The sequence below is a fragment of the Paenibacillus sp. FSL R5-0486 genome, assembly GCF_037975155.1.
Classification (GTDB): domain Bacteria; phylum Bacillota; class Bacilli; order Paenibacillales; family Paenibacillaceae; genus Paenibacillus; species Paenibacillus amylolyticus.
In genome coordinates this window covers 7208613-7235595 of record NZ_CP150237.1, presented here as the reverse complement: position 1 = coordinate 7235595, position 26983 = coordinate 7208613, and the positions used below count along the sequence as shown (strand labels likewise).

The window sequence follows — 26983 nt, the reverse complement described above, 5'->3', positions numbered from 1 at the left end:
AGACTGTCACTCCTTTTACATGTTCCAAGTGTGGCTTAAGCCATGATGCAGTGTCGAAATACGAGATATATTGTTGAATTTATCCCCAAACCCCCGCAGGTCGAAAACAAAAAAAGTATGAACAACGGAAAATTGTTCACAACTTTATCCACAGGCTGTTGATAATATTATGGGTCAGATCACATATTCACATCCAAAAGTAATACAATCATAGCAAAAGAAACCCCGCATTTCAACGTATCGCGTGATTTTATCCACAAATTCAATAACTTGTGTATAATTTTTAGTCACAACACAATATATTGTTTATAAACTGTTTAACTTTCGACAGAATGACCCAAAAACCCAAAATGTTTTATACACAGGTTATCCGTCAAATGATGCCAAATTGTGTGTAAAAGTATTCTTCGTTTGTGAATAACCTGTCTGTGGATAACCGTGAAGTGAAAACAAAGCATGATTGAGATCGGAAAAAGAGTGACCTCTCACCCTCGTGTTTTTCTTGCCAATGGGGCGATGGTGAAAGCGACGAATTCAGTATCTGGATGGGAGACGGAGAGGGGGAGTAAACTCATGCTTTTAATTGAACAAGATCAGTGGTGTATTTTCTGAGTAGATGGTAATTCTGTGATGACAATGTATAAGAATAATGGACATAGATGACTTCATTTTGAGACATATGGAATGAGAATTATCAGGATAAGAGGTAAGCTGATGCTCGAATATGGAGGTTGAAGTGTATGAATGTATAATATGAAATCAAAGGATAGATTATGCGTGTATAGCAAAAGAGGGTGTCCTCTAAAACCGATTTTTGGTTTTAGAGGACACCCTCTTTTTTAATGCAGAGACGAAGTATGGATTGATGATTTAGAGACGGGGAAGGGACATCTTACGCTGGAATTCAGCGATATCTGCGTATTCCTCTTCCAGTTTGCGAGAGATCCGAATAAAGATGGGCAGCAGCTCTTGGTAGAGTACAGCATTCTCTTTGATAGGGGTATGCCGATGCGTTGTACCGACCATGGAAGAAACGGCATGAAGCGATTGGATCCGCCCTGTAGCGTACAAACCAAGCACGACGGCACCCAAACAGGAACTTTCGAAGCTCTCGGGTACAACCACTTCCTGATTGAAGATATCAGACATCATCTGGCGCCAGAGAGGAGAGCGTGCAAATCCACCTGTGGCTTGAATGGAGGTAGGTTGCCCAATCTGTTCTTCCATGGCGAGCAGTACCGTATATAGGTTGAAAATAACCCCTTCCAGGACAGCACGAATCATATGCTCTTTCTGGTGATGGAGTGTTAAGCCAAAAAAGGAGCCACGGGCATCCGGATTCCATAAAGGGGCACGTTCGCCCGAAAGGTACGGATGGAACAGAAGCCCTTCCGATCCCGGCCGGACACGTTCGGCAATTTTGGTCAGTACATCATAGGAATTGATGCCAAGTCGTTTCGCTGTCTCCACTTCAGACGCGGCGAATTCATCCCGCACCCAACGAAACAGCATGCCACCGTTATTCACAGGTCCACCAATGACCCAAAGATTCTCTGTGAGGGCATAACAGAAGGTTCGACCTTTGGGATCGGTAACCGGACGGTCCACGACAGTGCGAATGGCCCCGCTGGTTCCGATGGTTGCTGCGACAACACCAGGTTCAATGGCATTTACGCCGAGATTGGATAAAACCCCATCACTTGCGCCAATAACAAAGGGCGTAGAGGGGGAGAGAGCCATTTTTTCAGCCGATTCGTGATTCATTCCTTCTAATATATGTGTTGTAGGTACAAGCTTCGAGAGATGGTCGGGTGTAATGCCTGTAACCTCAAGGGCCTCTGCGTCCCAGTCCAGTTGTTCCAGATTGAGCAAACCTGTGCAGGAAGCGATGGAATGGTCGACGACATATTGTCCGAATAGACGGAAGAACAGATATTCTTTAATCGAAATAAATTTGGCGGTACTCTCAAAAAGTTCAGGTTCATCGTGGCGCAGCCACATTAATTTGGTCAGCGGTGACATGGGATGGATCGGTGTACCTGTGCGCAGATAGATGCGATGGCCCAATCCATTCTCTTGCAGCTTGGCAGACCAAGCTGCACTTCGATTATCCGCCCAGGTGATGCAACGGGTTAAGGGTTTATTATCCTGTCCCATGGCAATGACACTATGCATAGCCGAGCTGCAGGATACAAACAGGATCTGCTCGGCAGCAACACCACTCTGATCCATGACTCCTCGTACAGAGCGGAGGGCCGCCTGTACAATCTCTTCAGGGTCCTGCTCGGCAACATCGGGTGCCGGGGTATACAAAGGGTATTCCTGCGTTGAGGTACTGACGACAGAGCCCTGCTCGGTAAATAATACGGATTTGGTACTGGTGGTACCAATATCGATCCCAATCATATAGTTGTTCATGTATTTAATCCTTCTTTCTTCAGAAAGCGATAAGATTTTAATTTCTTTCTACTATAGATACTCCATTTATACCACTGTACTCAGGAGCAAAATAAAGATCAGTCCCACTACAGATAATAGTGTTTCCATAACGGTCCACGTTTTCAATGTCTGGGAAACGCTCATATTAAAGAATTCTTTGATCATCCAGAATCCCGCATCGTTTACATGAGACAAGATGAGTGACCCCGCACCTGTGGCGAGTACAACCAGCTCAATATTGGCCCCTGGTGTGAGTGCAAGCACTGGAGCGACAATACCGGCGGCTGTTGTCATGGCTACGGTTGCTGAACCGGTAGCTACACGAATGAGACCAGCGACAAGCCAGGCAAACAGGATCACGTTGATGTTGGCATGGGTAGCGACTTCAGCAATCGCGTTACCCACACCACTATTGATCAATACCTGTTTGAAGGCACCGCCTCCACCAATAATGAGAATGATGGTCGCCGTAGGCGCCAGACATTCACTGGTGAAACGGGAAATATCGTGTTTGGTGAATCCACGTGCAAAGCCGAGTGAAAAGAGGGCAAATACAACTGAAATGAGCAAAGCAATGATCTCATGGCCGATAAATTCACTGAAAACGGTGAAACCGCTCGTGGCATTTGGGTCAATGATGCTTGCAATGGAACCAATCAGCATCAAAATGACCGGCAGCAATATGGTAAACAGGGTAATACCAAACCCAGGCATGTTGCTGTTTGTTTTGGTTGCGAATTGTTCAGCCAGTTCTGCTGGCGGTTCGGTGTGTATTCTTTTACCAATAAATTTACCAAACAAGGGACCTGCAATAATCGCTGTAGGAATACCAACAATAAGAGAGTACAAAATGGTTTTACCCAGATCCGCGCTGAAGGCTTCAATTGCTATCATTGGCGCTGGATGGGGTGGAACCAAACCGTGTACAGTCGACAGACCTGCCAAAATGGGAATACCAATCTGCAGCAAAGACATGTTGGTTTTACGTGCAACGGTAAAAATGATGGGAATCATCAAAATCACGCCAACTTCGAAGAAAACGGGAATACCAACGATAAATCCAACGATCATCATGGCCCAGTGCACACGTTTCACACCAAACCGATCAACTAATGTAGTTGCAATGCGCTCGGCACCGCCAGATTCGGCCATCATCTTACCAAGCATTGTACCGAGAGCAATAACAATTGCGATGGTTCCAAGTGTGCCGCCAAGTCCCCCGGTAATGGAAGAGATCACATCGGCAGGTTTCATGCCTGTAAGCAAACCGAGCATTAATGCGGACAACAGTAGGGTGATAAAGGGATTCCATTTATACTTGGAGATCAAAACGATCAGAAAAACGATCGCAATTAACGTCCAAACCAATAATGTTGCGTTGTGGGATAGTCCAAAAAGAGTGCTCATGATGTTGTGTGCTCCTTTATTTCTGATATAGAACGCTTACAAGTGAAATTAGCGTCAACAATTAAAGTTGTACCAGTATCGCAGAAGGTGTTGGCGAAAAATGTAGTTTTATCATGCCCAAATTTGAAACAAAATCGCATTTTGTATACTTGTCGACAAGTTAAGTCGCAATCATTCACGACGGATATGATTGCAAACGCCTTGCATCGATTAAGAATCAAAGCTTTCGTGCAGGGTTTTGCCAGAATCTTGGAAATACGTGCGGACTCCAGCCTGAATGAGCATCTTGTCACCTGATTCAAGTGCTTCAACGAGCAAACGGTGTTTCTCAATTACAGCGCTTACTTTCTGCTCACCTTGAACAAATACTCTGCGCGTTGTGAGCAGCATAACGGTCATCACAACATATCGAATACTCTTCCATAGATGTGAAATACGGGAATGCTGAGCAGCTTCAATGATGGTCTCGTGGAAAACGAGATCCTGATAGGCAAATTCGACAGCGTCCTGATGTCGTCCAGCAAGTTGCATTTTGTCGATCACGTTGCGCAGCTGGGTGATTAATGATTCTGGGACATCACCAGCAAGTCGCTGCTGCACAAAACTTTCAATCAGGAAACGGACATCATACAATTCTTCGACATCCTTGATTCGTAGTCCAATGACAACGACACCCATACGTTCAAGTCGAATAAGTCCTTCATTGGACAATGTTCGTAACGCTTCACGGACAGGTGAACGACTGCTGTCAAAATCAGCCGCAATTCGGTTTTCCGACAAAATCTCTCCAGGTCGTAGAGTACCGCTGATGATCCGCAGCCTTAATTCGCAGGCAATGGCTTCACCACGGGAAGCCCCTTGGAGCCAGGAAGAAGGAAATAACATATGGCTAACGCTCCTATTAATAAGTAATCATTTCATTACTGATCATAGCATAACTATTTTGCGGACTGGACATTCAGTTCCATCCATAGTCTGTAGCTACAAGCTAACGGCTAATGTTTTTTTCAAAGGACTACTTGTATACAAGATGTGATTTTTATCCTACACCTTTCTCAAAAGCTTGTAAACCTTAATTGAAGCGGATACAACGGGATTAGAATATGACGATATTAATAGCCTATAATCATTATCCACATGTGAATAACTTTAATCAGGCTGTAATGAAGGAGATAACGGGTATTGGAGGGTGTGGATAACTATAAATGCTGAAATAGGGTGATCTGATCAGGGTATGGGGATAACTTTTAGGACTCTCTTCGGGGCTTGGTCATGGTATTGAAGTGAACGGACTGTGGTCATTACTATGGGTAGGATGGAGAGCATATATAAAAGAGGGAGAAGCCTTGCGCCTTGCAGTTGACTTTTCCAGGTGGTCATGGTTAAATATATAAAGGTGTTTTCTGTGAAGATGAAAGTGATTCATCACATAAGTATTTCCTTGTGAGGAGGTGCAATACATTGAGACCTACATTCAAACCGAACGTTAGCAAACGTAAAAAAGTTCATGGTTTCCGGAAAAGAATGAGCACGAGCAACGGCCGTAAAATTTTGGCCGCACGTCGCCTTAAAGGCCGTAAAAACCTGAGTGCTTAATGCATTGAAGACCACCGAGGTGGTCTTTTTTTTCTTAATTAGCTCAAATCAGACTGGATGCTGCTACAGATCAGGTCTGAATGGTCTGCGAAAAAGTGCTGAACACACACGAATGTATGTTGAGTGAGTTTTCCATTTTTCGAAAACTTACCTTATATAATGATGAATCGTTGATAGGTTTAAATGGCCAATCAACATTCATCCCGGATGAATGCGAATCAGTTCAAGTAGCTGATTAACAATCATCCCAAATGAAGTTGTCGCCAAGGCGGTTTACCGTCATTCAAGAAAGCCTATACTAAATCAGTAATGAGGCCTCCGTCAATAACATTGGTGGAGAAGAGCAAGGAGAAGCGCCGTGTATAAAAGACTGCGTCTACGAAACCGGGCGGACTTTAGCCGTGTATACCGGTATGGGAAATCGTTTGCCAATCATCAATTCGTGGTGTATGGCTGTCGCCGTAAAGATACGGAACAATTTCGGGTCGGCGTATCATGCAGCAAGAAAATCGGAAACGCTGTCGTACGCAACCGGATGAGACGCATGATCAAGGAAATTGTTCGTCATCATGAGCATGAGATCGTCACGCAGATGGATCTGATTTTTATCGTCAGAAAAGGTGCACTGGACATGCCCTATAAGGAAATGGAAAAAAGCCTGCTACATGCGATGCGAAAGGGCTCTCTTTTGAAGTCGAGCAAGCGGTAAGCTTCGGTTTATTTGTCCTCCTAATTATGGTATGATTTTACGATGGAATGGAATGGTTAAGAGAGGGGTTATGAAGTGTCGCGATTGAAGACATCAAAGGGGAAGTGGATTCTCCTCATTGCAGTCATTGCAATGGTCACTGTACTCGCCGGATGTACTCCACAAGGAGCCGGGGTTACTACGGAAGATCTAAAGAATAGTGATTCTTTTTGGCAAGCCAATGTTGTGTACTGGTTCTCACTGGCGCTGGATACATTCGCCAACTGGTTCAAAGGTGAATATGGACTGGCCGTCCTCGTGATGGTGCTTATTGTACGGACATTGATTTTACCACTAACAATGAAACAAGTCCGTAGCTCCAAAGCTATGCAGGCGATTCAGCCGCAGCTGAAGGAGATTCAAGCCAAGTTTAAAGATACACCTGAGAAAGTTCAGCAAGAAACAATGAAGTTGTTCCAGGAGAACAAAGTTAATCCGATGGCCGGTTGTCTGCCACTTATCATTCAGATGCCGATTTACATCGCACTTTATAACTCAATTTACGGAAACTCCAGTCTGAGAACGCATGATTTCTTGTGGCTCCAGCTCGGATCACCCGATCACCTGTTTATTTTGCCAGTGCTGGCTGCCATCACAACATTCATTCAAACTTGGATGATGATGCGTATGAACCCTGCACAGCAAATTGGTCCGATGCAGTTTATGCTGTGGGTGTACCCGATTTTGATCTTCGTGATGTCTTATCAGTTCCCGTCAGCACTTCCGCTGTACTGGTTCTACAGTAACATCTACACGATCGTGCAAAACTATTTCCTTTACCGGAATAATGATAAAATCGTAGCTGAGGTCAACGTGAAGCAGAATAGCTCTTCCAAAAATGGAGCTAAACGCAAAAACGGTGGCAAAGCGACCGTCTCTGGGAAAGGGTCGAAAGGGGCCAAAAAATCGAAATGACCAAAGTCATTACGTCAGGAAAAACCGTTGAAGATGCTGTAAACCAAGGATTGACCGAGCTTGGCGTAAGTCGGGACAAGGTCGAGATACAAGTGTTAGAGCAGCCGTCAAAAGGATTCCTGGGTTTGTTCGGGGTGAGGGCGGCCAAAGTTGAAGTGAAATTATTGCCTGTACCGGAAGTTGTTCCACAGCCGATCAAGCCAGCTGCATACAAGTCTGAAGTAGATGCATTACTCGAGGATGTCGCAGCTAAAAATCCCTATGAAGAAGCGGCTGCTTTCTTGAAAGAGGTCGCAGCAGGTATGGGACTGGATGTTGAAGTGCATATCAAAAAACAGCGGGATGGACATATCTTCAATATTGCCGGCGAAGATCTGGGCATGATTATTGGCAGACGTGGACAGACGCTGGATGCGCTTCAGTATCTAACGAACATTGTAGCGAACCGATATTCGGAAAGCTTCGTTCGAATTGTGCTCGACGCGGAGAATTTCCGTCAACGTCGGCGGAAGACGCTGGAGGATCTGGCTGAACGGTTGGCTGGACAAGCAATCCGTACCGGTAAGGAAGTTGTACTGGAACCAATGCCTCCGCTCGAACGAAAAGTCATCCATGCAAAACTGCAAAATCACCCGCAGATTAAGACGTTAAGTAAGGGCGAGGAGCCTAATCGGCGTGTGGTTATTACGACGAAATAACACGAAATTAAAGACGCAATGGCTTCCTGCCCGGTGCAGAAGCCATTGCTTTTTTCGTACAGAAGCAATTTGATAAGGTGCGTAGAACAAGTAAAGAGTGGACTTAATACGATAAACAACATGTCATATGATATATCATTAGTAGATTTGAAAATGGATATGGCGTCCCCAGAGGGACGGCAATTTAAAATAGAGCAAGGAGAGATAACTATGATCAGTGATACGATCACAGCGATATCAACGGCTGTCGGAGAGGCGGGTATCGCCGTGATCCGGGTCAGCGGCCCGGAAGCAGTGTCGGAGACGGAAAAGATTTTTCGCAGCAAAACCCCTTTAACTCAGGCAGCATCTCACACGGTTCATTATGGTCATATCATAGATCCCGTTAATGGGGAAAAGATTGAGGAAGTATTGGTTACGGTCATGCGAGCACCACGCTCGTTCACAACAGAAGATGTGGTGGAGATCAGTGCACATGGCGGTGTAGTGTCTGTTAAACGGGTCATGGACCTGTTGTTGCAGCTTGATATTCGTCTGGCTGAACCCGGTGAGTTCACGAAGCGTGCTTTCCTCAATGGGCGGATTGACCTGTCTCAGGCGGAAGGTGTCATGGATCTTATTCGTTCCAAGTCGGACCGAGCTTTCTCGGTTGCACTGAAACAGGTTGAAGGCAAGCTGTCCTCCAAATTGCGTGATCTACGATATACATTGGTGGAAACACTGGCTCATATTGAAGTGAATATCGATTATCCCGAGCATGATGTGGAGTCGTTAACGTCTGATTTTATTAAGGAAAAGTCCAGTCAGGTTATGACTGAAATTGATAAATTGCTGACTACAGCAGAGCAAGGAAAGATCCTGCGAGAGGGTATCACGACGGCTATCGTTGGACGACCTAACGTAGGTAAATCCTCATTGATGAATACACTTGCGCAAGACAATCGGGCCATCGTCACGGATATTCCAGGAACAACTCGTGATGTGATCGAGGAGTTCATTACAATCAATAATATCCCACTGAAGTTGCTGGATACGGCAGGAATCCGGGAAACAATGGATGTTGTAGAGAAGATCGGGGTAGAACGCTCTCGTTCTGCAGTAAGTGAAGCCGATCTGATCTTGATGGTTGTGAATGCTGCGGAGCCACTTCATCCCGATGAGATTGAATTATTGGAACAAATCCGCGGTAGACAATCGATAATCATTATGAATAAAATGGACTTAACGCCACAGGTAGAACGTGACGTGCTGCTTCGTTACATTCCGGAAGAACGGCTTGTACCGATGTCGGTGAAAGATGATCTGGGTGTGGATCGACTGGAAGATGCCATCTCTACGCTATTCTTCAGTGGTAAACTGGAGTCAGCAGACCTGACCTATGTCAGCAATGTGCGTCATATTGCTTTGCTCAAAAAAGCGAAGCAGTCTCTGGTTGATGCCTATGAAGCAGCAGAGCAGTTCATTCCGATCGATATGATACAGATTGATGTTCGTTTGGCGTGGGAGCATTTGGGCGAGATTGTTGGAGATACAGCACATGATGCATTAATTGATCAGATTTTCTCCCAGTTCTGTCTAGGAAAGTAAAAATAATATACTGCCGATTGAGTTAAATCGTAGTGTATGATGGAGAGGTACAATCTCTGCCTGTTGTCAAAGGATAGAATGATATTGTAGCCATTACGTGTTGGTTTCATATAGATAGGGATGCAAGTTCCGATGAACGGTTAGAAGTAGTTTCATTATTGTAGAACATGATCCGTCTGCGTGAGTTACACCAAATGCAGCGGAATAAGGAGGTAAACGGGAATGGCTTTTGATGGCGGCAGTTATGATGTAATCGTCGTTGGTGCAGGGCATGCTGGTGTGGAATCCGCGCTGGCCGCAGCTCGTATGGGGTCCAAAACACTAATGATTACGATCAATCTGGATATGGTGGCCTTTATGCCTTGTAACCCATCTATTGGGGGACCGGCTAAAGGACATGTTGTCCGTGAGATTGATGCACTTGGTGGAGAAATGGGACGGAATATCGATAAAACCTTTATTCAGATGCGGATGCTTAACACGGGTAAAGGGCCTGCTGTTCACGCGCTTCGTGCTCAGGCAGATAAATTCTCCTACCAGCATAAAATGAAGGAAACAATGGAGAATGAACGTAATCTGACGATGCGTCAGGGTATGGTTGATTCACTGATCGTTGAAGATGGAAAATGTGTAGGCGTTGTGACTCAGACCGGAACAGAGTATCGGGCTAAAGCGGTCGTTCTGACAACAGGCACATATTTGCGCGGTAAAGTAATTATGGGCGAGCTGATGTATGAGAGTGGACCGAACAATCAACAACCATCTCTTAAATTGTCAGAGAATCTGCGTGAACTGGGCTTTGATCTGGTTCGTTTCAAAACGGGTACACCACCACGTGTGCATAAGGATACGATTGATTTTAGCAAAACCGAAATTCAGCCTGGTGATGACAAGCCGAAGTTCTTTTCCTATGAAACAGAATCTTCCGATAATGAGCAGTTGCCTTGCTGGTTGACGTATACATCTGTGGATACACATCAGATTATTAATGATAATCTGCATCGTGCTCCGATGTTCTCGGGGCTTATTGAAGGAACCGGACCACGTTATTGCCCTTCCATTGAAGATAAAATTGTTCGTTTCAGCGACAAGCCGAAACATCAGATATTCCTTGAGCCGGAAGGCAAGAACACATCCGAGTATTACGTACAGGGGTTGTCTACGAGTATGCCAGAAGACGTTCAACTGGCTATGCTGCGTTCCATTCCAGGTATGGAAAAAGTGGAAATGATGCGTAATGGTTATGCGATTGAATACGATGCGATGGTGCCTACACAATTGTGGCCATCACTGGAAACTAAACGTCTACCAGGTCTGTTTACGGCGGGTCAGATTAATGGTACCTCTGGCTATGAAGAAGCAGCAGGACAAGGTGTTATGGCTGGAATCAACGCTGCACTCAAAGTACAGGGGAAAGAGCCGGTAATACTGGATCGTTCCCAAGGTTATATTGGCGTGCTGATTGATGATCTGGTGACAAAGGGTACAAATGAACCGTATCGTCTGTTGACTTCACGCGCTGAGTATCGTCTGTTGCTTCGCCATGATAATGCAGATATGCGTTTGACGGAAATCGGACATGACATTGGCCTGATCCCTGAAGAGCGTTATGCGAAATTCCTAGATAAAAAGGCGAAAGTCGAGCAGGAAGTTGCACGTCTGAAAGTGGCTAAAGCTCGCCCGGTTGAAGTGAATGCCAAGCTGGAAGAGTACGGATCTACACCTATTCAGGATGGCAGTACGTTGCTTACCTTGCTGCGTCGCCCGGAGCTGGGGTATGAACTGATTGAACAGCTCTCACCATCTGAGGTAGAACTGACAGCAGATATGAAAGAACAAGTGGAAATACAAATTAAATATGCGGGTTATATTGAGAAACAATTGATCCACGTGGAACGTTTGCAAAAGATGGAGAAAAAGAAAATTCCGGACACTATCGTATATGATGAGATTCATGGTCTTGCTATGGAAGCCAAACAGAAGCTCGCTACGATTCGTCCAATCTCGATTGGTCAGGCTTCTCGTATTGCTGGAGTTACTCCTGCCGACATCTCCATTCTGCTGGTCTACCTGGAGCATTATAACCGTGTAACCGCAGCAAGGGGACAATAATGGACGATATTCAACAGCAACTGCAGCGGCGCCTAAAGAAACATGGATTAGAGCTGGGCGAACTCCAGTTGGAGCAATTCGAATTGTATTATCAGGAACTGGTATCCTGGAATGAAAAGATGAATCTGACCGGAATTACGGATCGGGAGCAAGTGTACACCAAGCATTTCTATGATTCGGTATCGCTGGCTTTTTATACTGACATGACCAAAGTGAATAAGCTTGCTGACATTGGATCAGGAGCGGGTTTTCCGGGATTGCCACTGAAGATCTGTTTCCCGCATATTAAGCTTACGATCATTGATTCATTAAATAAACGTATTGGCTTTCTACAGCATGTGGTAGATATCCTTGGTCTGACTGATGTGGAATTGGTCCATGGACGTGCTGAAGAGATTGGACGCAAAGAAGGGTATCGTGACAGCTACGATCTCGTTACGGCGCGTGCAGTAGCCAAGCTGGCTGTGCTGAATGAATTCTGCCTTCCGTTTGTTCGTAAAAGTGGAATATTCGCTGCCATGAAGGGCGGAGACCCGCGTGAAGAAATGAAGGAAGCGGAGTTCAGCTTCAATCAGCTGAAAGGACGGGTTAAGGCCGTTCATCCTTTCCAGCTGCCGGTTGAAGAATCAGAGCGTCACATCATTCTGATTCAGAAATTTGATAAGACACCATATAAGTATCCGCGTAAACCAGGTACTCCAATGAAGACTCCGCTGATATAGTTGCGTGATGGTTTTGAAGTAAGTCAAAACAAAATAGAATTTTAGACATGGATGAAGAGGATGTTTCACGTGAAACATTCTCTTTTTTTTTGTTTTCTAAAATGGAGGACTGGATCAACATTACAGATACTTCGTATTACATATCTTTTAAAGAACCTGTATTGATGAATTTTACGCACAGTAACTCATGAACAATTTCATTAATTGAATGTGTGCAAGTCGTCATATTTCCAATATTCACAAAGAAAAAGCAGGATAATTAGTAGAGTTTAAAGAATAGGTAAGCATAGGATTATGATAGAAAAGATGATAGAATAGAAGTATCCGATCCTGGGTCACAGCGATCATAGATTATATGTATAGATAGATGGATATGCGTTCGATGTTGCATGACAGAAAGCGTTATGAAAGGCAAAACTTATTCCAAGAACGATGCATGTGAAAGGTCGCTTATTGAATAAGAAGCACCTGCAAAGACTGTGGGAGCTATTACGAAACTAGGTGGTAATCTGCGGAATGAAAGAACAATTTTCGAAGTTGTTTGGTTTGGCGGAGCGCAATAACGGAGATGAGATCAAACAGATTCCGGTTAATGAAATTGTGAGCAGCCCATATCAACCCCGTACTATTTTTGATGATGATAAAATTGATGAGTTGTTGCAGACGATCAAAACACATGGTGTAATTCAGCCTATTGTCGTTCGCGTGCGAAATGGATCATATGAGATTATTGCCGGGGAACGTCGCTGGCGTGCAGTTCGAAAATTGGGTTTGGATACGATTCCGGCTATTGTGCGTGAATTCAACGACTCTCAGGCCGCATCCATTGCACTGATTGAGAACTTGCAGCGTGAAGGATTGACTTCCATTGAGGAAGCTGTCGCTTATCAGAAGCTGATCGACTTGCATCAATTGACACAGGAAAGTCTGGCACAACGACTCGGTAAAAGCCAGTCAACCATCGCGAACAAAATTCGGTTGTTACAGCTTCCGGACGGCATTAAGGCCGCATTGATGGAACGCAAAATTTCTGAACGGCATGCAAGGGCATTACTTTCTCTGGATACGGAAGAACTGCAGATGAAGTTGCTCGGTGAGATTATCGAAAAAGAATTGAATGTGAAACAGACAGAGGCACGTGTTGCCTTCTACAAGGAATCTTCCAAGATTAAAAAATCTAGACGTGTTTCCTTTACCAAGGATGTAAGGCTTGCACTTAATACAATTCGCCAATCCATTGATATGGTAACTGGCTCTGGTCTGGACATCAAAACAAAAGAAGCAGACCATGAGGATCATTATGAGATCGTTATCCATATTCCAAAACGCAAATAATTGAAGCTTATGGCGGCAATGGGCCGCTTTTTATGTCTATAAAGCAAGTTAGGTCTGACATGTTTAAAGAACGGTCGGTATATTGATGGAACGGTAGTTGTTGTTTGTGTGGACGATAGCCGCCTGCTTTTTGTTAACAATATCTCACAACCTACAGAAAAGACTCCTATTTTATTTGAGGTGAAGTAATTGTCTAAGATTATGGCCGTAGCAAATCAAAAGGGCGGTGTGGGGAAAACGACGACATCTGTTAACTTGGGTGCAGGACTGGCTTCACTCGGGAAAAGAGTATTGCTTGTCGATATTGACCCTCAGGGGAATACAACCAGCGGAGTCGGAATCAATAAAGCAGATGTGGCTAATTGTATATATGATGTCATTATTAATGAGGTTCCTCCTCAAGAAGCAATTTTGGAGACTCAGATTGAAGGCCTTCATATCATACCTGCAACGATTCAGCTTGCCGGAGCCGAGATCGAATTGGTGTCCACGATATCACGGGAAGTTCGCCTGAAAAAATCACTCGCCATGGTGAAAAAAAACTATGATTACATACTGATCGATTGTCCACCATCTCTTGGTATGTTAACGATCAATTCGTTGACTGCTTCCGATTCGGTGATCATTCCGATTCAGTGTGAGTATTATGCACTTGAAGGATTAAGTCAGTTGCTCAATACAGTTCGTCTGGTACAGAAACATCTGAATACATCCCTGCAGATTGAAGGGGTATTGCTGACGATGTTTGATGCGCGGACCAATCTGGGGATTCAGGTTATTGAAGAAGTGAAAAAGTATTTTCAACAAAAAGTATATCAAACGATTATTCCGCGTAACGTACGGCTTAGTGAAGCACCATCTCATGGTCAATCCATTATTACGTATGACCCTCGTTCAAGAGGGGCGGAAGTGTATTTAGAGCTCGCAAAGGAAGTGATTTCTTATGAGTAAGCGGCTTGGAAAAGGTCTTGATGCCCTCATTCCTTCGCTTTCAATTAATGACGATGATAAAGTCGTAGAAATCCCGATTAGTCAACTGCGGGCTAACCCCTATCAACCACGTAAAGTATTTGATGAGGGCGCAATACATGAACTGGCTGAGTCCATTCGTCAGCACGGTGTCATACAACCCATTATTGTTCGTCCTGTATTACGAGGTTATGAGATTATTGCCGGAGAACGACGGTTCAGAGCTTCGCAATATTGTGGTAATGCCACGGTACCGGCTGTAGTCCGCAACTTCAGTGATCAGCAGGTAATGGAGATTGCGTTGATCGAGAACCTGCAACGGGAGAATCTGAACGCTATGGAAGTTGCAGTTGCTTATCAGGGGTTAATGGATCAATTCGCGTTGACTCAGGAAGAGTTGTCTGTAAAAGTAGGTAAATCACGTTCTCACATTGCTAACTTCTTGCGTCTGTTATCTTTGCCCGAAGAAGTAAAAGACCATGTTTCACGTGGAACATTATCTATGGGACATGCACGTGCGATCGTAGGTGTTAAAGACGAGGTTATAGTGAAGCAACTTGCGAAACAGACCATTGATCAGCAATGGAGTGTACGTGAGTTGGAGGAAGCTGTTCAACAACTGGATCGCTCCAAAACAGGTGAGGCTAAAGCCAAATCGAAGTTAAAAAAGAAAGATCCATTCATTGATACATTGGAAGAATCTCTTCGTGAACGTTTCAAAACTACAGTGAAAATCAAGCACAATAAAGATAAAGGTAAAATTGAGCTCAACTACTACAGTCAACAGGATCTGGAACGGCTATTGGAATTGTTACAATAACAGTCGGCTCTATGATTCATTAACAACATGCGGGGCTTACTCATGTCATGACATATCGCCTCTGTACCATGGAGAAACGATATGTCATTCTTTGTTTATAGGGTTATATGTGCAATATGTGCAGGCGAATTATTAATTTATAGGACAGAGGTGGTTGTGAGGTGGAGGGAGTTATCTATCTAGATCATGCAGCAACATCTTGGCCCAAACCACCTGCTGTCGGTGATGCGATGTTGAGTGCATTGGAGATTGCCGGAGCCAATCCTGGCAGAGGAAGTCACCGTATGGCTGTTCAGGCAAGTCGTGTATTGTTCGAGGCGAGAAGATCAATATCCAATATCTTTGGAATCAAAAATGCGAATGATATTGCATTCGGATCAAATACGACAGAAGCACTGAATTTGGCGATTCAAGGCTCGCTCAGAGAGGGCGACCATGTGATTGCCACCATGGCTGAACATAACTCAGTCAGACGACCACTAGAGTATATGCGCAGACTCCGAAATGTGGAGATTGATTATGTACCTGTTGATGCTGCTGGAGCCATTGATCTGATGCAAATGGAACGTATGTTTCGCTCCAATACCGGATTGGTGGTATGTACACATAGTTCGAATCTGCTTGGCAGTATTCTTCCTATTGGAGAAATTTCGCTCCTATGTCGTAAACATCAGGCGATCTTATTGGTAGATGCAGCTCAGAGTGCTGGGGTTATGCCTGTGAATGTACAACAATTGGGCATTGATATGTTGGCTTTTCCAGGGCATAAGGGACTGCTTGGTCCTCAGGGTACAGGGGGCTTGTACATTGCTCCAGAGCTCGATATAGAGCCTTTACTTCATGGAGGAACAGGAAGTCAGTCAGAAGCTGTAGAGCAACCAAAGGTGCGTCCTGATCGGTATGAAGCGGGGACGCCGAATACAGTCGGGATCGCAGGGCTGAATGCGGGTGTGAAACATGTACTTGAGATGACACCCGCGTTCATCTACCAACATGAGTGGGAACTGACCCAACATATAATGGATGGGCTGTCATCCGTTAAAGGCATTAGAATGCTTGGTCCAGAGATTGGACAGCCACGCACTGGATTAGTATCTTTTACTGTAGATGGGTATGATTCAGCACAACTGGCCTTCCGTTTAGATCGGAATTATGGGATTGCGGTTCGCTCCGGTTTTCATTGCACACCGCTTGCACACGAATCTGCTGGTACAACCGCTACCGGAGCAGTAAGGGCCAGTGTGGGGTACAATTCAACTAGAGAACATGTGGAAGCACTCGTTAAGGCAGTGTTGGAATTGACTGGGGCAGACTAGATTAGAGTTGAAATGATGAACTCATTTGATATAGGGTTGCTTGATTAAGCTTATGGATATCGGGTTGATTTATAAAGAATGATAATATTACAGGACAGACGTTAATCTGATCAAAAATATAGAGGGGTAGTTGCAATTACATGGCTGAATTAAACGAGCTGATTCTGGAACAGCTGTTATGGATTATTGGCGGAATGGCATTACTTACGGTGATCTTGCTGATTGTGAGTATTGTTCAAGGGGCAAAGTTACGAAAGTTTAAACGTAAATATGAAGCCATGATGGCTGGCAGTGGAGTAGAGGACCTGGAATCGTTGCTGGTTAATCTGAAAATTCAGATGGACAGCATTGAGGATGAACACAAACTGCAAACGAATCAGCTGCAAGTTGTCATGCAAAAGCTGACCCGCATTCAAGGTAAAGTTGGCGTGAAAAGGTACAATGCATATGGAGAGCGTGGCAGTGATCTGAGCTTCTCAATGGCCATGATTAACGATAGCCAGGATGGCATGATCCTTACGGGGATATATAACCGTGACGGTTCTTACGTATATGCCAAACCTCTTAAAGGGGGAGAGTCCACGTATACTCTGTCCCCAGAGGAAAAGGAAGCTATTACTCTGGCACAGCAAGCAGAGTAGAACGTGTATGCCATTCCCGGATGGCCGAGTACAGACTGCTGGATATAATCTCGGACATGCGCATAACAAGACTGAGCCGTGTGTTCTGTAGAACAAAGTATTCCATAAAGCCGCCGACGTTAACGATACCTGTCAGATGGATATCGCCGACCGGCGGTAATTCTTTATTTACCCCCGCACCCGGCTTGAGTGGGCCATTCACAACTTGAATGCATCCTACACTGGATGATTGTCCGAGACATGCGTCAATGCCAATCACATAAGGGTTATGGTGTGTTTTCTGTATGTTGTGGAGTGTATCTTGCAGGTTCATCGCATGGACTGGTTCATCCAAGGTACCATATAGATGGAATAAAGGGCTGTCCCACTTGGAAAGGGCTGATCCGACCAGAGGACCAAGGCAGTCGCCTGTTGAGCGATCTGTGCCGATGCAGACAATCACTACATTTTGCAGAGAATGGGCTTTATAGAGATGGAACATTAAACGATGGGTAATGGCCGAGTGAATACCTGGATCGGTATGGGGGATTTTCAAACTGGTCATGTCTTGTGATGAAAAGGAACGCGAAGTAGGATTCATAGGATCTATCCTTTCCCTTGGAATAGTAGTAACAGTATATGGAAAGGTAGAGCGTTTTATACTTCACGAGGACAAGCTTTTTCTCTAGGGTTGGACGTATGGCGAAAGGAGCCGGACATGGACGAATGGATTAACGATTGGATGCTGATTGCATTTGATTCAACCCAGCAGGCACTGCGTGCTGAAATGCTGCTGGAGTTTGCTGAGATAGAGATTGATTTGTTCCCTACACCAAAAGAAATTACAGCAGGGTGTGCGTTATGTATTCAGTTTCCAAAAGAGGATCTGGAGCGAGTGCAGAAGATCATTCGTAACGAGTTCGTAGAGATCCGAGGCCTCTATTTCAAAACAGAAGACAGCTATGATAACATACCGATGTAGAGGAGGGATGATGAATGTTGTCATTTCAGTTTGCTCAAGGGACTACAGCTAGCGGTCCGGTAGCCGCCGTGGATGAAGCCCTTCGTTGGACGGATAAAGTCTGGAACAAAATTGCAGATCCAGAAATGTGGCTTAACATTATGTTCAGCTCAATCCGGATCATCATTATTTTTATCATCACCCGTATTGTCATTAAGGTAGTCTATCGGATTATAGATCGTTCCATGGAACGCAAGCAGGAAGGCAAGATTCGCGTGAATCCGCGCAGGTTCGTAACCGTAGGGGAACTGTTGAAAAATGCGACCTCCATAACATGTAATTTTATTATGATTCTGCTACTGTTATCTGAGATCAATATCCAAGTTGGACCTCTACTCGCGAGTGCCGGTGTGCTCGGGCTTGCCATTGGTTTTGGTGCACAGGGTCTGGTCAAGGATGTTATTACCGGTTTCTTCATTATATTGGAGGACCAGTTCGCTGTGGGGGATGTTATTCAGACGGGAACCTACAAGGGAACGGTTGAAGTGATCGGACTTAGAACAACGAAACTGGTCAGCTGGCAAGGTGAAGTGCACATTATCCCAAACGGGGCGATTGCAAGTGTAACGAACTACTCCATGTCGAATTCGCTGGCTGTAGTGGATATTCCGATGAAGGCGGACTTAAGTCTCGATGAGTCGGTACATCTGGTGAAAAAGTCTTTGGTTGGGATTGAAGAGCGTGACCTAAATATTGTAAAGGTGCCGGATGTGCTCGGTATTCAGTCGATGTCCACATCAGAGTATGTGGTGCGAATTGTGGCTGAATGTATGCCTAACTCTCGTGCTTCGGTGGAACGTCAGATTCAGGGCGATGTGAAAAAAACGCTGGAGTATCATGAGATGAGCAATCAAGCTGTATTGGAACAGGCAGTAGCTTTGGAGAAAGATGAGGGGGATGGCACAGGTGGAGCGTAAAAGTTTCCAGCTTGGGGATATCGTGCAGATGAAGAAGCAGCATCCCTGTGGCAGCAATGAGATGGAGATCATTCGTATGGGTATGGATATTCGGATTAAGTGTGTCGGATGTAAACACAGCGTGTTGATTCCAAGAGCGAAATTCGAAAAAAACATGAAGAAGGTACTGCGTTCAGCCGAAGATTCCACTGAATCCTGATCTTGCAATAATTCGGTATGCAGTATGCGTAATAACGTTTACATGCAGGCTCCGTAGGAGTGTTGCGTTCTGTAAATGATCATGCTATAATCAATATTGCTGCGGAAAGGTACCCAAGAGGCCCAAGGGGGCTGACTCGAAATCAGTTAGGCGTGTCACAGCGTGCGTGGGTTCGAATCCCACCCTTTCCGCCACTTCAATTGTAATTTACTCAATACACATTGAGTTTAATAAAAAGATCGATAAGAAGACTTTCCATTAGGAAAGTCTTTTTTTGTATAACGTTTTATTGAACATGTATCCATATCAGATGCATCATTTGTGACTCGAACGAAAAATAAAGAGCCCCGAAGGGCTCTTTATCCGGCGGTGCATTTGTTTGTTAGGAAACAATCGGTCGTAACAATCAGACACTTGGTGTACTGCACGTAGCAATACGCGTGCTTCAGACGAAGGGCCTTACTACACATAACCACTTGCTTCTTAAATTACGTGATGAATCTCCAACAGCGAATGATCGGCTTCGTTGTCCAACGGAACCACACCTCTCTCGTGCACCGCCTGATTGTATTATGTGCTTTATTCCGTTTTATATACATGGATCGTAAAAAAGTATTGCGATTAATGGACGCGGGCTTTGGTCAGCTTCTTCCACTTGCGATTATGATTGCTTGTTTCGGGAAAAGCTTCACCTTTTTGCAACGTTACCCGCTTTGGGTTCTTAATTTCCGTGACAAAGCTTTTTTCCCCAACTTCCGTGTACTCTCCATCGTTTGGGGCTTTGTCTCCTGGTTCAAACTCGGTTTTTTCACCCATGATAAAACCTCCTCTGCAGATTATGTTACTTTGTTGCTTCTGTAGTGTGCTCCATAGCCGGGCTGATCATGTGCCAATATGTACAGGGAACGTTTGCTTGCACTTTGACTCGGTATTTGTTATATTAATATAGTTCGAGTTTGTGCTCGTTCCTTGCTCTCAACCTAGATTGAGGGCCAGAGTCCATAAGGAGGTGAAAATTATGCGCAAATATGAAGTGATGTACATTATTCGTCCTGACATTGAGCAAGAAGTTGTTCAAGCTACAGTCGATAAATTCCAAGGCATCATCTCCAACGGCGGTGGTGAAGTTACAGCTCACGACGTTATGGGTAAACGCCGTCTTGCGTATGAGATCAAGAAATTCCGTGATGGTTTTTATGTTCTGGTACATTTCACTGCTGAACCAGCAGTTGTAACTGAACTTGAGCGTCTCATGAAGATTTCTGACGAAGTAATTCGTTATCTCATTACCAACGACGTTAAGTCTGCTTAAGACTACTCGTGATTAACGCACCAATACGCTCTGAAGGAGGGGATTACATTGTTGAACCGTGTCATTCTGATCGGACGGTTAACCCGGGATCCTGAGTTGCGTTACACTCCAGCAGGAGTGGCAGTTACGCAATTTACTTTGGCAGTGGACAGACCGTTTACAAGCCAAGGGGGAGAAAAGGAAGCCGATTTCATTCCGGTCGTAACCTGGAGACAGCTTGCCGAGACCTGTGCGAACTACTTGCGCAAAGGACGCCTGGCTGCAGTCGAAGGACGCATTCAAGTACGGAACTACGAGAATAACGAAGGAAAACGTGTATACGTGACCGAAGTCATTGCCGATAATGTCCGTTTCTTGGAGTCAGCTAACCGTGATAATAGCGGTGGCGGCGGTGGGCAACCAATGCGTGAAGAGCCTTCTTATGGAGGCGGCGGACGCGCGAACAATAACAATAATTCGCGTAGCAACAATCAGGATCCTTTTTCCGATGACGGAAAACCGATTGATATATCGGATGATGATTTGCCATTTTAACATGAGCTGATACTCTTAGGAGATATGGGTTACATGATAGGAAAGGACTGAAAAGCATGGGCTTCAAGCAAAGAGAAGGCGGAGACAACGATAAAAGACCGGCACGTCGTGGCGGCCGTAATAAACGTCGTAAAGTGTGCTTCTTCACAGCTAACAAAATTACTCACATCGATTATAAAGATACGGACTTGCTTCGTAAATTTATCAGCGAACGTGGAAAAATTTTGCCACGCCGTGTAACAGGTACTAGCGCTAAATATCAACGCATGCTGACGATTGCAATCAAACGCTCCCGTCAAATCGCATTATTGCCATACACAACTGAGTAGTTTTTACTCAGCTTGCATACGAAGCAGTCGGCTTATAGCCGGCTGCTTTTTTGTATATATCAATAGAATTATTAATAACAGATCCACTCTAACAAATGGAAGAATTCAATACTGTGGTGATAGAAGCATTCAAGGCTCAAATGAATTATAATAGAGTCTAATCTACTGAAAAGGTTCAGGCAGCAGGAATAGCTGTTTATTTCAGAATAAACACCAGGAGTGGATATGAATACATCAAAACGTAAAGGCAAACAGAGAAAAAAAAGTCTGAAAACCTGGATTATAGCTACTCTTTTACTTTCCATTATATATGTATGGTTACAGCAAAAAGATGATATAGATAATATGTGGCCTGGGACAACAATCCAAGAAGCTCTGCCAATCACCGGCCTACATCCTGTGGTAGCAGAGAATGAGAAATTATTGGTACGTAAGGCAGCGAGACGTGGAATAGAGATTGTTATTACCCACGGTTACCGAAGTTCCGAGGAGCAAGATGCACTATTCAACCAAGGACGCTCAAGCGCAGGCAATATCGTTACTAATGCACGTGGTGGTGAGTCATATCATAACTACGGATTGGCAATTGATTTTGCACTGAGGACGCCTGAGGGTGATGTGGTGTGGGATATGGAACGTGATGATAACGGCAATGGCGAGGCAGACTGGATGGAAATTGTGGATCTTGCCAAAGAGTTAGGTTTCACTTGGGGTGGAGACTGGGCAAACTTTCCGGACTATCCTCACTTGCAGATGGATTTTGGACTGAGTATTAATGAGTTAAAACGTGGTAAAAGACCCCCTGACTCTCAGTAAAAGGTGTTATATATACACTTAAATGAATAATTATTAGATAAGCTCTGCATTTTGCAGGGCTTTTTTCTTTCTTTTGTAAAATAAATGATAAAAGATGACAATTTGGTCTTTACATTAGCAAATAAATAAAACTATACTAGATTAACTAGATTTTTTACTCTGATCGCACATATTATTTCAATTGTAAGCATAACGGCTCCGGTTCAATAAAATTCAGCTATAGATCGAGATATAATCATCACTCATATATGTAACATTTACCTCACGCAAAATTGAGATTGTCTACTTAAATCAAAGCATACACATACACTAAATGTAACTATTATGTTATGTATATGTTATATCGGCTAATTGCCTATGTTCACCTCACAGCCAAAAACATGATAATACCTCTCAAATTTCCTGCTATATGCCTTTATAGTATTACTAATATCCAAATCTGTAGTATAAAAAACATTTATACCAAAAATCTCAAAATAAGCATTGACGTTAGCTAAAATTACACGTATGATTACATTAATTATTTTGATATATAATTCCGCTAGGAATTATCAACATTAATTGACCAATGGTCTAAATATAAGTCTCTTAAACTTGTTTCTCCTAACAATTTGGTATTTTGTATAAGCTATTGTTCGTTATCTTCAAGAACTTGGAAATATACAGTGGATGCATTTCTACACACGAATACAATCTACGGAAATTATGGGGTTAGGGTGATTGATTTGAATACAGAGCTATTGGAAGTCAGAAATCTAACAACATCATTCAGAATTGAAGATGACTATTATGCAGCAGTGGATCACGTTAACCTTACGGTGAAGAAAAATGAAGTGTTGGCGATTGTAGGTGAATCCGGGTCAGGTAAAAGTGCTTTTGCATTCTCTCTTATGGGTTTGCATAACAAAGCAAAGATCGAAGGCCAGATTCTCTATAAAGGACAAGATATTGCCAACATCTCCCCAAGCAAATTAAACAAGCTACGCGGCAAAGAAATGGGCATGATTTTTCAGGACCCATTGTCCGCACTAAATCCTCTAATGATTATTGGTGAACAGATTGAAGAGATTCTCACACTTCATCAGTCCAAGCTGTCTTCCAGAGAGAAGAGAGAAAAGGTCATTCACTTATTGAATCAGGTAGGGATTCCACGTCCCGAACAAATATACAAGCAGTATCCCCACGAACTATCTGGTGGTATGAGACAGAGAATTGTTATTGCCATTGCGATTGCCAACAAACCGGAACTACTCATAGCCGATGAACCAACGACGGCGCTTGACGTTACGATTCAACTACAGATTCTGGAGCTGATCCGTGATCTGAAGAATGAAATTAACGCAGGCATTATTCTGATTACACATGATCTGGGTGTCGTAGCTGAGATGGCTGATCGCGTTGCAGTTATGTATGCAGGCGAAATTGTTGAAATCGCAGATATCTTCACATTGATGAACGATGCGAAGCATCCATATACCCGCTCATTGTTGAACTCTATTCCCACCCTGTCTGAAGAAAGATCCAAATTACATGTCATCCAAGGCATCGTACCATCACTCAAAAATCTTCCTCGCAAAGGGTGCAGATTCAAAGCCCGAATTCCATGGATTAGTGAATCGGCTCATGAAGAGAACCCACAGATGCATGAAATTGCACCAGGTCACTTTGTACGGTGTACCTGTTACCAGCACTTTCATTTCCCTGACCAAAGCTGAGGAGGAATAACATAATGGCATTACTCGAAGTAGAAGGGCTCAAGATACACTTTCCGATTCGCGGTGGATTGCTTAAACGGGAAATTGGCAGTGTAAAGGCTGTTGATGATGTTAGCTTCTCCATTGAAGAAGGACAGACCTATGGTCTGGTTGGCGAATCAGGTTCAGGTAAGACAACAACAGGCAGAGCCATTATTGGGCTAAACCATGTCACTGACGGAAAGATTCTGTTTAACGGCAAAAATCTGGCTACAGAGCGACGTAAGAACAGGCAACTCCAGCGGGATGTTCAAATGATTTTTCAAGACCCATATTCATCATTGAATCCAAAGAAGCGGGTTATCGATATTATCGCTGAGCCGTTTCGTAACTATGAGCGTCTGACAGCTACCGAGGAGAAAAGACAAGTAAGAGAATTACTTGAAAAGGTTGGCCTGAGTCCGGAATCAATCTACAAATATCCGCATGAATTCTCCGGCGGACAGCGTCAACGGATTGGCATCGCACGGGCTATTGCACTGAAGCCGAAACTAATTATCGCGGATGAACCTGTATCTGCACTCGATGTATCGGTACAGGCTCAGGTACTCAACTTCATGCAGGAAATTCAAAAAGAATTAAATCTGACCTATCTGTTCATCAGTCACGATCTGGGTATCATCCGTCATATGTGTGATGAGATTGGAATTATGTATAAAGGTCGATATGTGGAACAGGGCACAACAAATGATATTTTTGAGAATCCGCAACACATCTATACCAAACGTCTCATTGCAGCCATTCCGGATATGGACCCAACCAAACGAGAGGAAATGGTAGCCTTCCGTCAACAGGTCAAATCCGAGTATGAACATTCATACCGAAATTTCTTTGATGAGGAAGGACTTGCATACTCGCTCAAATCCATTTCCGATACTCACCGAGTAGCTCTACCTCAGAAAGGTTGAAGGCCATATGTGGAAAACGATAGTACGCAGAATTATCATAATGATCCCTCAGATCTTTTTACTTAGTCTTTTGGTCTTTCTGATGGCCAAAGCCATGCCGGGCGATGCACTAACGGGATTGCTTGATCCAAGCGTTGATCCCAAAGCATTGGAAGCGCAGCGAGAGAGACTAGGATTGAATAATCCCTGGTACGTGCAATATTGGGACTGGATCAAAAACGCCATCCAAGGTGATTTTGGGCAATCCTTCCGTTTCAAAATGCCGGTTACCGACTTGATCGGTCAGCGTGTAGCAAATACATTCTGGCTCGCACTGGCGACACTTGTACTGACTTACCTGATCGCTATTCCACTGGGTATCATCAGTGGTCGTTACAACGATACCTGGTCTGATCGGTTGATCACGGGATACACTTACCTGGGGTTTGCCGCACCATTGTTCATCTTCGCACTGGTGATGGTATGGATCTTCGGATTCCACTTCGGCTGGTTCCCGACAGGAGGTAGCGTTGCGCCGGGTCTTACACCAGGCACATTCAGCTACGTAATGAGTAAGTTCTATCATCTATTATTGCCGGCATTATCCATGGCACTAATTACAACGGTATCTACGGTTCAATATTTACGTAGTGAAATCATTGATATCAAGCATAAGGAATTCGTTATTACTGCCAGAGCCAAAGGCGCCTCGGAATCCCGGATCTACAACAGGCATATCTTGAGGAACTCACTATTACCTATCGCCGCGTTCTTCGGATATGAGATTACAGGGCTTATCGGAGGTACGGTATTTATTGAAAGTATATTCAGTTATCCAGGTATGGGGCAGTTGTTCCTGAGTTCCATCTCATTGCGTGACTTCAGCGTTGTGACTGCACTCGTATTGTTGTATGGCGTAGCTTCCATTCTCGGGGCATTGCTGTCTGACATAATTCTAGGAATTGTAGATCCACGTATACGGATCAAGTAAGAACTTGAAGATTTCGGGGTGAAAACAAGATGAGCAAGGCCAACGAGGTAGTTGTAACTTCACAAAAGGTTGATAAAAGCCCCTCCAGCTTGAGTATTTTATGGAGGGAGCTTGTCAGAGATAAGGTGGCACTAATCTCGCTCATTTTCTTGGGCTTGGTCATGTTGCTGGTATATGGCACGTCTCTCATTCTGAATCAGGATGATATCGTACGCGTGGATCTGTTTGCCTTATATGAACCTCCATCCGCGAAATATTGGCTTGGAACGGACTATGGAGGTCGTGATGTATTTGGCCAACTGGTCATCGGTACACGTAACTCCCTGACCATTGGAATTATCGTAACGTTAATGACTGGCTTCATAGGTATCTTAATTGGCCTTTTATCCGGTTATTTCGGTGGAATGATAGACAACCTGTTTATGCGTGTTGTTGATTTCTTCATGATCCTTCCGATGTTGATGATTGTTATCGCGTTTGTTACGGCAGTACCGAAATACAATATCATCTCGTTCTCTCTAATCATGACGGCATTTCTCTGGATGGGTATCGCCAGGTTGATTCGCTCCAAAGCATTACAGGAACGGGAACTGGATTATGTAAAAGCTTCAAAAACATTGGGCTCATCTCATCTGAAGATTATGCTCTCACAGGTTCTTCCGAATCTGAGTTCCATTATCATCGTAACGATGACATTGAATCTCGCTGCCAACATTGGCCTCGAATCCGGGCTGTCTTTCCTAGGGTTTGGTTTTCCCGAAAGTACGCCTAGTCTTGGAACACTCGTAAGTTATGCACGTAATCCGCAAACCCTGGAGTCCAGATGGTGGATATGGCTACCCGCATCGGTACTGATTCTGGTATTGATGTTGAGTATAAATAATGTCGGTCAAGCCCTAAAGCGTGCGACTGATGCAAGACAAAGAAGAGGTTAAAAAA

The 26983-nt window shown here is 44.2% G+C and carries 28 protein-coding genes and 1 tRNA gene; 24 read left to right on the top strand and 5 right to left on the bottom strand.

Annotated elements, in window-relative coordinates:
* Positions 1-870 precede the first annotated feature (870 nt).
* The 3 genes from gntK to MKY01_RS31925 all read right to left on the bottom strand — a co-directional run bounded on the left by gntK (position 871) and on the right by MKY01_RS31925 (position 4731).
* Positions 871-2418, bottom strand: coding sequence for a gluconokinase (gntK, locus tag MKY01_RS31935; RefSeq protein WP_339284933.1), 1548 nt, complete (start codon positions 2416-2418; stop codon positions 871-873).
* 66 nt (positions 2419-2484) lie between these two features.
* The gene (locus tag MKY01_RS31930; protein WP_036671886.1) at positions 2485-3846 is read right to left on the bottom strand and encodes a gluconate:H+ symporter; all 1362 of its coding nucleotides are present in this window, start codon (positions 3844-3846) and stop codon (positions 2485-2487) included.
* A gap of 210 nt (positions 3847-4056) precedes the next feature.
* Complete coding sequence (locus MKY01_RS31925; protein ID WP_017691412.1) at positions 4057-4731, bottom strand: GntR family transcriptional regulator; 675 nt, start codon at positions 4729-4731, stop codon at positions 4057-4059.
* Positions 4732-5307: 576 nt separating this feature from the next.
* Here MKY01_RS31925 and rpmH point away from each other — a divergent pair.
* The 12 genes from rpmH to MKY01_RS31865 all read left to right on the top strand — a co-directional run bounded on the left by rpmH (position 5308) and on the right by MKY01_RS31865 (position 17305).
* A complete protein-coding gene (gene rpmH, locus MKY01_RS31920) occupies positions 5308-5442 on the top strand; it encodes a 50S ribosomal protein L34 (protein WP_017691413.1) in 135 nt (44 codons plus the stop codon).
* 358 nt (positions 5443-5800) lie between these two features.
* Positions 5801-6151, top strand: coding sequence for a ribonuclease P protein component (gene rnpA / locus MKY01_RS31915; protein ID WP_036611981.1), 351 nt, complete (start codon positions 5801-5803; stop codon positions 6149-6151).
* Between the two features lie 75 nt (positions 6152-6226).
* A complete protein-coding gene (locus MKY01_RS31910; RefSeq protein WP_076252192.1) occupies positions 6227-7105 on the top strand; it encodes a YidC/Oxa1 family membrane protein insertase in 879 nt (292 codons plus the stop codon).
* Positions 7102-7803: an RNA-binding cell elongation regulator Jag/EloR gene (gene jag / locus MKY01_RS31905; protein WP_036611977.1), complete on the top strand. Its 702-nt coding sequence runs from the start codon at positions 7102-7104 to the stop codon at positions 7801-7803. Before MKY01_RS31910 ends, jag begins: the two co-directional genes overlap by 4 nt.
* Positions 7804-8013: 210 nt before the next feature.
* Entirely contained in the window at positions 8014-9390 is a 1377-nt protein-coding gene (gene mnmE / locus MKY01_RS31900; protein WP_036671881.1) for a tRNA uridine-5-carboxymethylaminomethyl(34) synthesis GTPase MnmE, read from the top strand.
* Between the two features lie 222 nt (positions 9391-9612).
* Positions 9613-11502, top strand: a complete 1890-nt coding sequence (gene mnmG, locus MKY01_RS31895) for a tRNA uridine-5-carboxymethylaminomethyl(34) synthesis enzyme MnmG (RefSeq protein ID WP_036611972.1) — start codon at positions 9613-9615, stop codon at positions 11500-11502.
* Positions 11502-12224, top strand: coding sequence for a 16S rRNA (guanine(527)-N(7))-methyltransferase RsmG (gene rsmG / locus MKY01_RS31890; protein WP_036611970.1), 723 nt, complete (start codon positions 11502-11504; stop codon positions 12222-12224). The genes mnmG and rsmG overlap by 1 nt, the downstream gene beginning before the upstream one ends.
* 516 nt (positions 12225-12740) lie before the next feature.
* Entirely contained in the window at positions 12741-13559 is an 819-nt protein-coding gene (noc, locus tag MKY01_RS31885; protein WP_036611968.1) for a nucleoid occlusion protein, read from the top strand.
* Positions 13560-13748: 189 nt separating this feature from the next.
* Entirely contained in the window at positions 13749-14510 is a 762-nt protein-coding gene (locus MKY01_RS31880; protein WP_036611966.1) for an AAA family ATPase, read from the top strand.
* Positions 14503-15348, top strand: a complete 846-nt coding sequence (locus tag MKY01_RS31875; RefSeq protein WP_036611964.1) for a ParB/RepB/Spo0J family partition protein — start codon at positions 14503-14505, stop codon at positions 15346-15348. The genes MKY01_RS31880 and MKY01_RS31875 overlap by 8 nt, the downstream gene beginning before the upstream one ends.
* Before the next feature lie 161 nt (positions 15349-15509).
* Positions 15510-16664 carry an aminotransferase class V-fold PLP-dependent enzyme gene (locus tag MKY01_RS31870; RefSeq protein ID WP_339284932.1) on the top strand — a complete coding sequence of 385 codons (1155 nt, stop codon included), beginning with the start codon at positions 15510-15512 and terminating at the stop codon, positions 16662-16664.
* A gap of 140 nt (positions 16665-16804) precedes the next feature.
* Positions 16805-17305, top strand: a complete 501-nt coding sequence (locus MKY01_RS31865) for a DUF4446 family protein (RefSeq protein WP_036611960.1) — start codon at positions 16805-16807, stop codon at positions 17303-17305.
* On the opposite strand, the gene yyaC is transcribed toward MKY01_RS31865, so the two are convergent.
* Entirely contained in the window at positions 17280-17885 is a 606-nt protein-coding gene (gene yyaC, locus MKY01_RS31860) for a spore protease YyaC (RefSeq protein ID WP_036611957.1), read from the bottom strand. The two genes, MKY01_RS31865 and yyaC, sit on opposite strands and share 26 nt — an antisense overlap.
* Before the next feature lie 117 nt (positions 17886-18002).
* Here yyaC and MKY01_RS31855 point away from each other — a divergent pair, with 117 nt between their 5' ends.
* The 4 genes from MKY01_RS31855 to MKY01_RS31840 all read left to right on the top strand — a co-directional run bounded on the left by MKY01_RS31855 (position 18003) and on the right by MKY01_RS31840 (position 19615).
* Positions 18003-18266 carry a DUF3343 domain-containing protein gene (locus MKY01_RS31855; protein WP_017691427.1) on the top strand — a complete coding sequence of 88 codons (264 nt, stop codon included), beginning with the start codon at positions 18003-18005 and terminating at the stop codon, positions 18264-18266.
* A 14-nt stretch (positions 18267-18280) separates the two neighbouring features.
* Complete coding sequence (locus MKY01_RS31850) at positions 18281-19222, top strand: mechanosensitive ion channel family protein (RefSeq protein WP_127547526.1); 942 nt, start codon at positions 18281-18283, stop codon at positions 19220-19222.
* A complete protein-coding gene (locus MKY01_RS31845; RefSeq protein WP_036611950.1) occupies positions 19212-19421 on the top strand; it encodes a DUF951 domain-containing protein in 210 nt (69 codons plus the stop codon). The genes MKY01_RS31850 and MKY01_RS31845 overlap by 11 nt, the downstream gene beginning before the upstream one ends.
* 103 nt (positions 19422-19524) lie before the next feature.
* Positions 19525-19615, top strand: a tRNA-Ser gene (locus tag MKY01_RS31840).
* A gap of 427 nt (positions 19616-20042) precedes the next feature.
* On the opposite strand, the gene MKY01_RS31835 is transcribed toward MKY01_RS31840, so the two are convergent.
* The gene (locus MKY01_RS31835) at positions 20043-20237 is read right to left on the bottom strand and encodes a YjzC family protein (protein WP_339284929.1); all 195 of its coding nucleotides are present in this window, start codon (positions 20235-20237) and stop codon (positions 20043-20045) included.
* Between the two features lie 202 nt (positions 20238-20439).
* Between MKY01_RS31835 and rpsF the strand changes: the two genes are divergently transcribed.
* The 8 genes from rpsF to MKY01_RS31795 all read left to right on the top strand — a co-directional run bounded on the left by rpsF (position 20440) and on the right by MKY01_RS31795 (position 26979).
* Complete coding sequence (gene rpsF, locus MKY01_RS31830; RefSeq protein WP_036611944.1) at positions 20440-20733, top strand: 30S ribosomal protein S6; 294 nt, start codon at positions 20440-20442, stop codon at positions 20731-20733.
* Between the two features lie 48 nt (positions 20734-20781).
* On the top strand, positions 20782-21267 hold the full coding sequence (ssb, locus tag MKY01_RS31825) for a single-stranded DNA-binding protein (RefSeq protein WP_017691432.1): 486 nt from the start codon (positions 20782-20784) through the stop codon (positions 21265-21267).
* A 56-nt stretch (positions 21268-21323) separates the two neighbouring features.
* Positions 21324-21596, top strand: a complete 273-nt coding sequence (gene rpsR / locus MKY01_RS31820; protein WP_017691433.1) for a 30S ribosomal protein S18 — start codon at positions 21324-21326, stop codon at positions 21594-21596.
* A gap of 225 nt (positions 21597-21821) precedes the next feature.
* Positions 21822-22412, top strand: a complete 591-nt coding sequence (locus tag MKY01_RS31815) for a M15 family metallopeptidase (RefSeq protein WP_127547524.1) — start codon at positions 21822-21824, stop codon at positions 22410-22412.
* A 725-nt stretch (positions 22413-23137) separates the two neighbouring features.
* Positions 23138-24127, top strand: a complete 990-nt coding sequence (locus MKY01_RS31810; RefSeq protein WP_036671916.1) for an ABC transporter ATP-binding protein — start codon at positions 23138-23140, stop codon at positions 24125-24127.
* Positions 24128-24141: 14 nt separating this feature from the next.
* Complete coding sequence (locus MKY01_RS31805) at positions 24142-25074, top strand: ATP-binding cassette domain-containing protein (protein ID WP_017691436.1); 933 nt, start codon at positions 24142-24144, stop codon at positions 25072-25074.
* Between the two features lie 7 nt (positions 25075-25081).
* Complete coding sequence (gene opp4B, locus MKY01_RS31800; protein WP_036611942.1) at positions 25082-26044, top strand: oligopeptide ABC transporter permease; 963 nt, start codon at positions 25082-25084, stop codon at positions 26042-26044.
* Positions 26045-26073: 29 nt separating this feature from the next.
* Positions 26074-26979, top strand: coding sequence for an ABC transporter permease (locus MKY01_RS31795; protein WP_036611941.1), 906 nt, complete (start codon positions 26074-26076; stop codon positions 26977-26979).
* Positions 26980-26983 lie beyond the last annotated feature (4 nt).

Excerpts from the sequence above, each read along its gene's own strand:
- MKY01_RS31875 (WP_036611964.1), top strand. The coding sequence starts at position 14,503 with ATGAGTAAGCGGCTTGGAAAAGGTCTTGATGCCCTCATTCCTTCGCTT.
- noc (WP_036611968.1), top strand. The coding sequence starts at position 12,741 with ATGAAAGAACAATTTTCGAAGTTGTTTGGTTTGGCGGAGCGCAATAAC.
- MKY01_RS31805 (WP_017691436.1), top strand. The coding sequence starts at position 24,142 with ATGGCATTACTCGAAGTAGAAGGGCTCAAGATACACTTTCCGATTCGC.
- MKY01_RS31855 (WP_017691427.1), top strand. The coding sequence starts at position 18,003 with ATGGACGAATGGATTAACGATTGGATGCTGATTGCATTTGATTCAACC.
- MKY01_RS31865 (WP_036611960.1), top strand. The coding sequence starts at position 16,805 with ATGGCTGAATTAAACGAGCTGATTCTGGAACAGCTGTTATGGATTATT.
- MKY01_RS31850 (WP_127547526.1), top strand. The coding sequence starts at position 18,281 with ATGTTGTCATTTCAGTTTGCTCAAGGGACTACAGCTAGCGGTCCGGTA.
- mnmE (WP_036671881.1), top strand. The coding sequence starts at position 8,014 with ATGATCAGTGATACGATCACAGCGATATCAACGGCTGTCGGAGAGGCG.
- MKY01_RS31815 (WP_127547524.1), top strand. The coding sequence starts at position 21,822 with ATGAATACATCAAAACGTAAAGGCAAACAGAGAAAAAAAAGTCTGAAA.
- gntK (WP_339284933.1), bottom strand. The coding sequence starts at position 2,418 with ATGAACAACTATATGATTGGGATCGATATTGGTACCACCAGTACCAAA.
- rpsR (WP_017691433.1), top strand. The coding sequence starts at position 21,324 with ATGGGCTTCAAGCAAAGAGAAGGCGGAGACAACGATAAAAGACCGGCA.
- MKY01_RS31795 (WP_036611941.1), top strand. The coding sequence starts at position 26,074 with ATGAGCAAGGCCAACGAGGTAGTTGTAACTTCACAAAAGGTTGATAAA.
- rsmG (WP_036611970.1), top strand. The coding sequence starts at position 11,502 with ATGGACGATATTCAACAGCAACTGCAGCGGCGCCTAAAGAAACATGGA.
- yyaC (WP_036611957.1), bottom strand. The coding sequence starts at position 17,885 with ATGAATCCTACTTCGCGTTCCTTTTCATCACAAGACATGACCAGTTTG.
- MKY01_RS31925 (WP_017691412.1), bottom strand. The coding sequence starts at position 4,731 with ATGTTATTTCCTTCTTCCTGGCTCCAAGGGGCTTCCCGTGGTGAAGCC.
- rpsF (WP_036611944.1), top strand. The coding sequence starts at position 20,440 with ATGCGCAAATATGAAGTGATGTACATTATTCGTCCTGACATTGAGCAA.
- opp4B (WP_036611942.1), top strand. The coding sequence starts at position 25,082 with ATGTGGAAAACGATAGTACGCAGAATTATCATAATGATCCCTCAGATC.
- MKY01_RS31835 (WP_339284929.1), bottom strand. The coding sequence starts at position 20,237 with ATGGGTGAAAAAACCGAGTTTGAACCAGGAGACAAAGCCCCAAACGAT.
- mnmG (WP_036611972.1), top strand. The coding sequence starts at position 9,613 with ATGGCTTTTGATGGCGGCAGTTATGATGTAATCGTCGTTGGTGCAGGG.
- MKY01_RS31930 (WP_036671886.1), bottom strand. The coding sequence starts at position 3,846 with ATGAGCACTCTTTTTGGACTATCCCACAACGCAACATTATTGGTTTGG.
- jag (WP_036611977.1), top strand. The coding sequence starts at position 7,102 with ATGACCAAAGTCATTACGTCAGGAAAAACCGTTGAAGATGCTGTAAAC.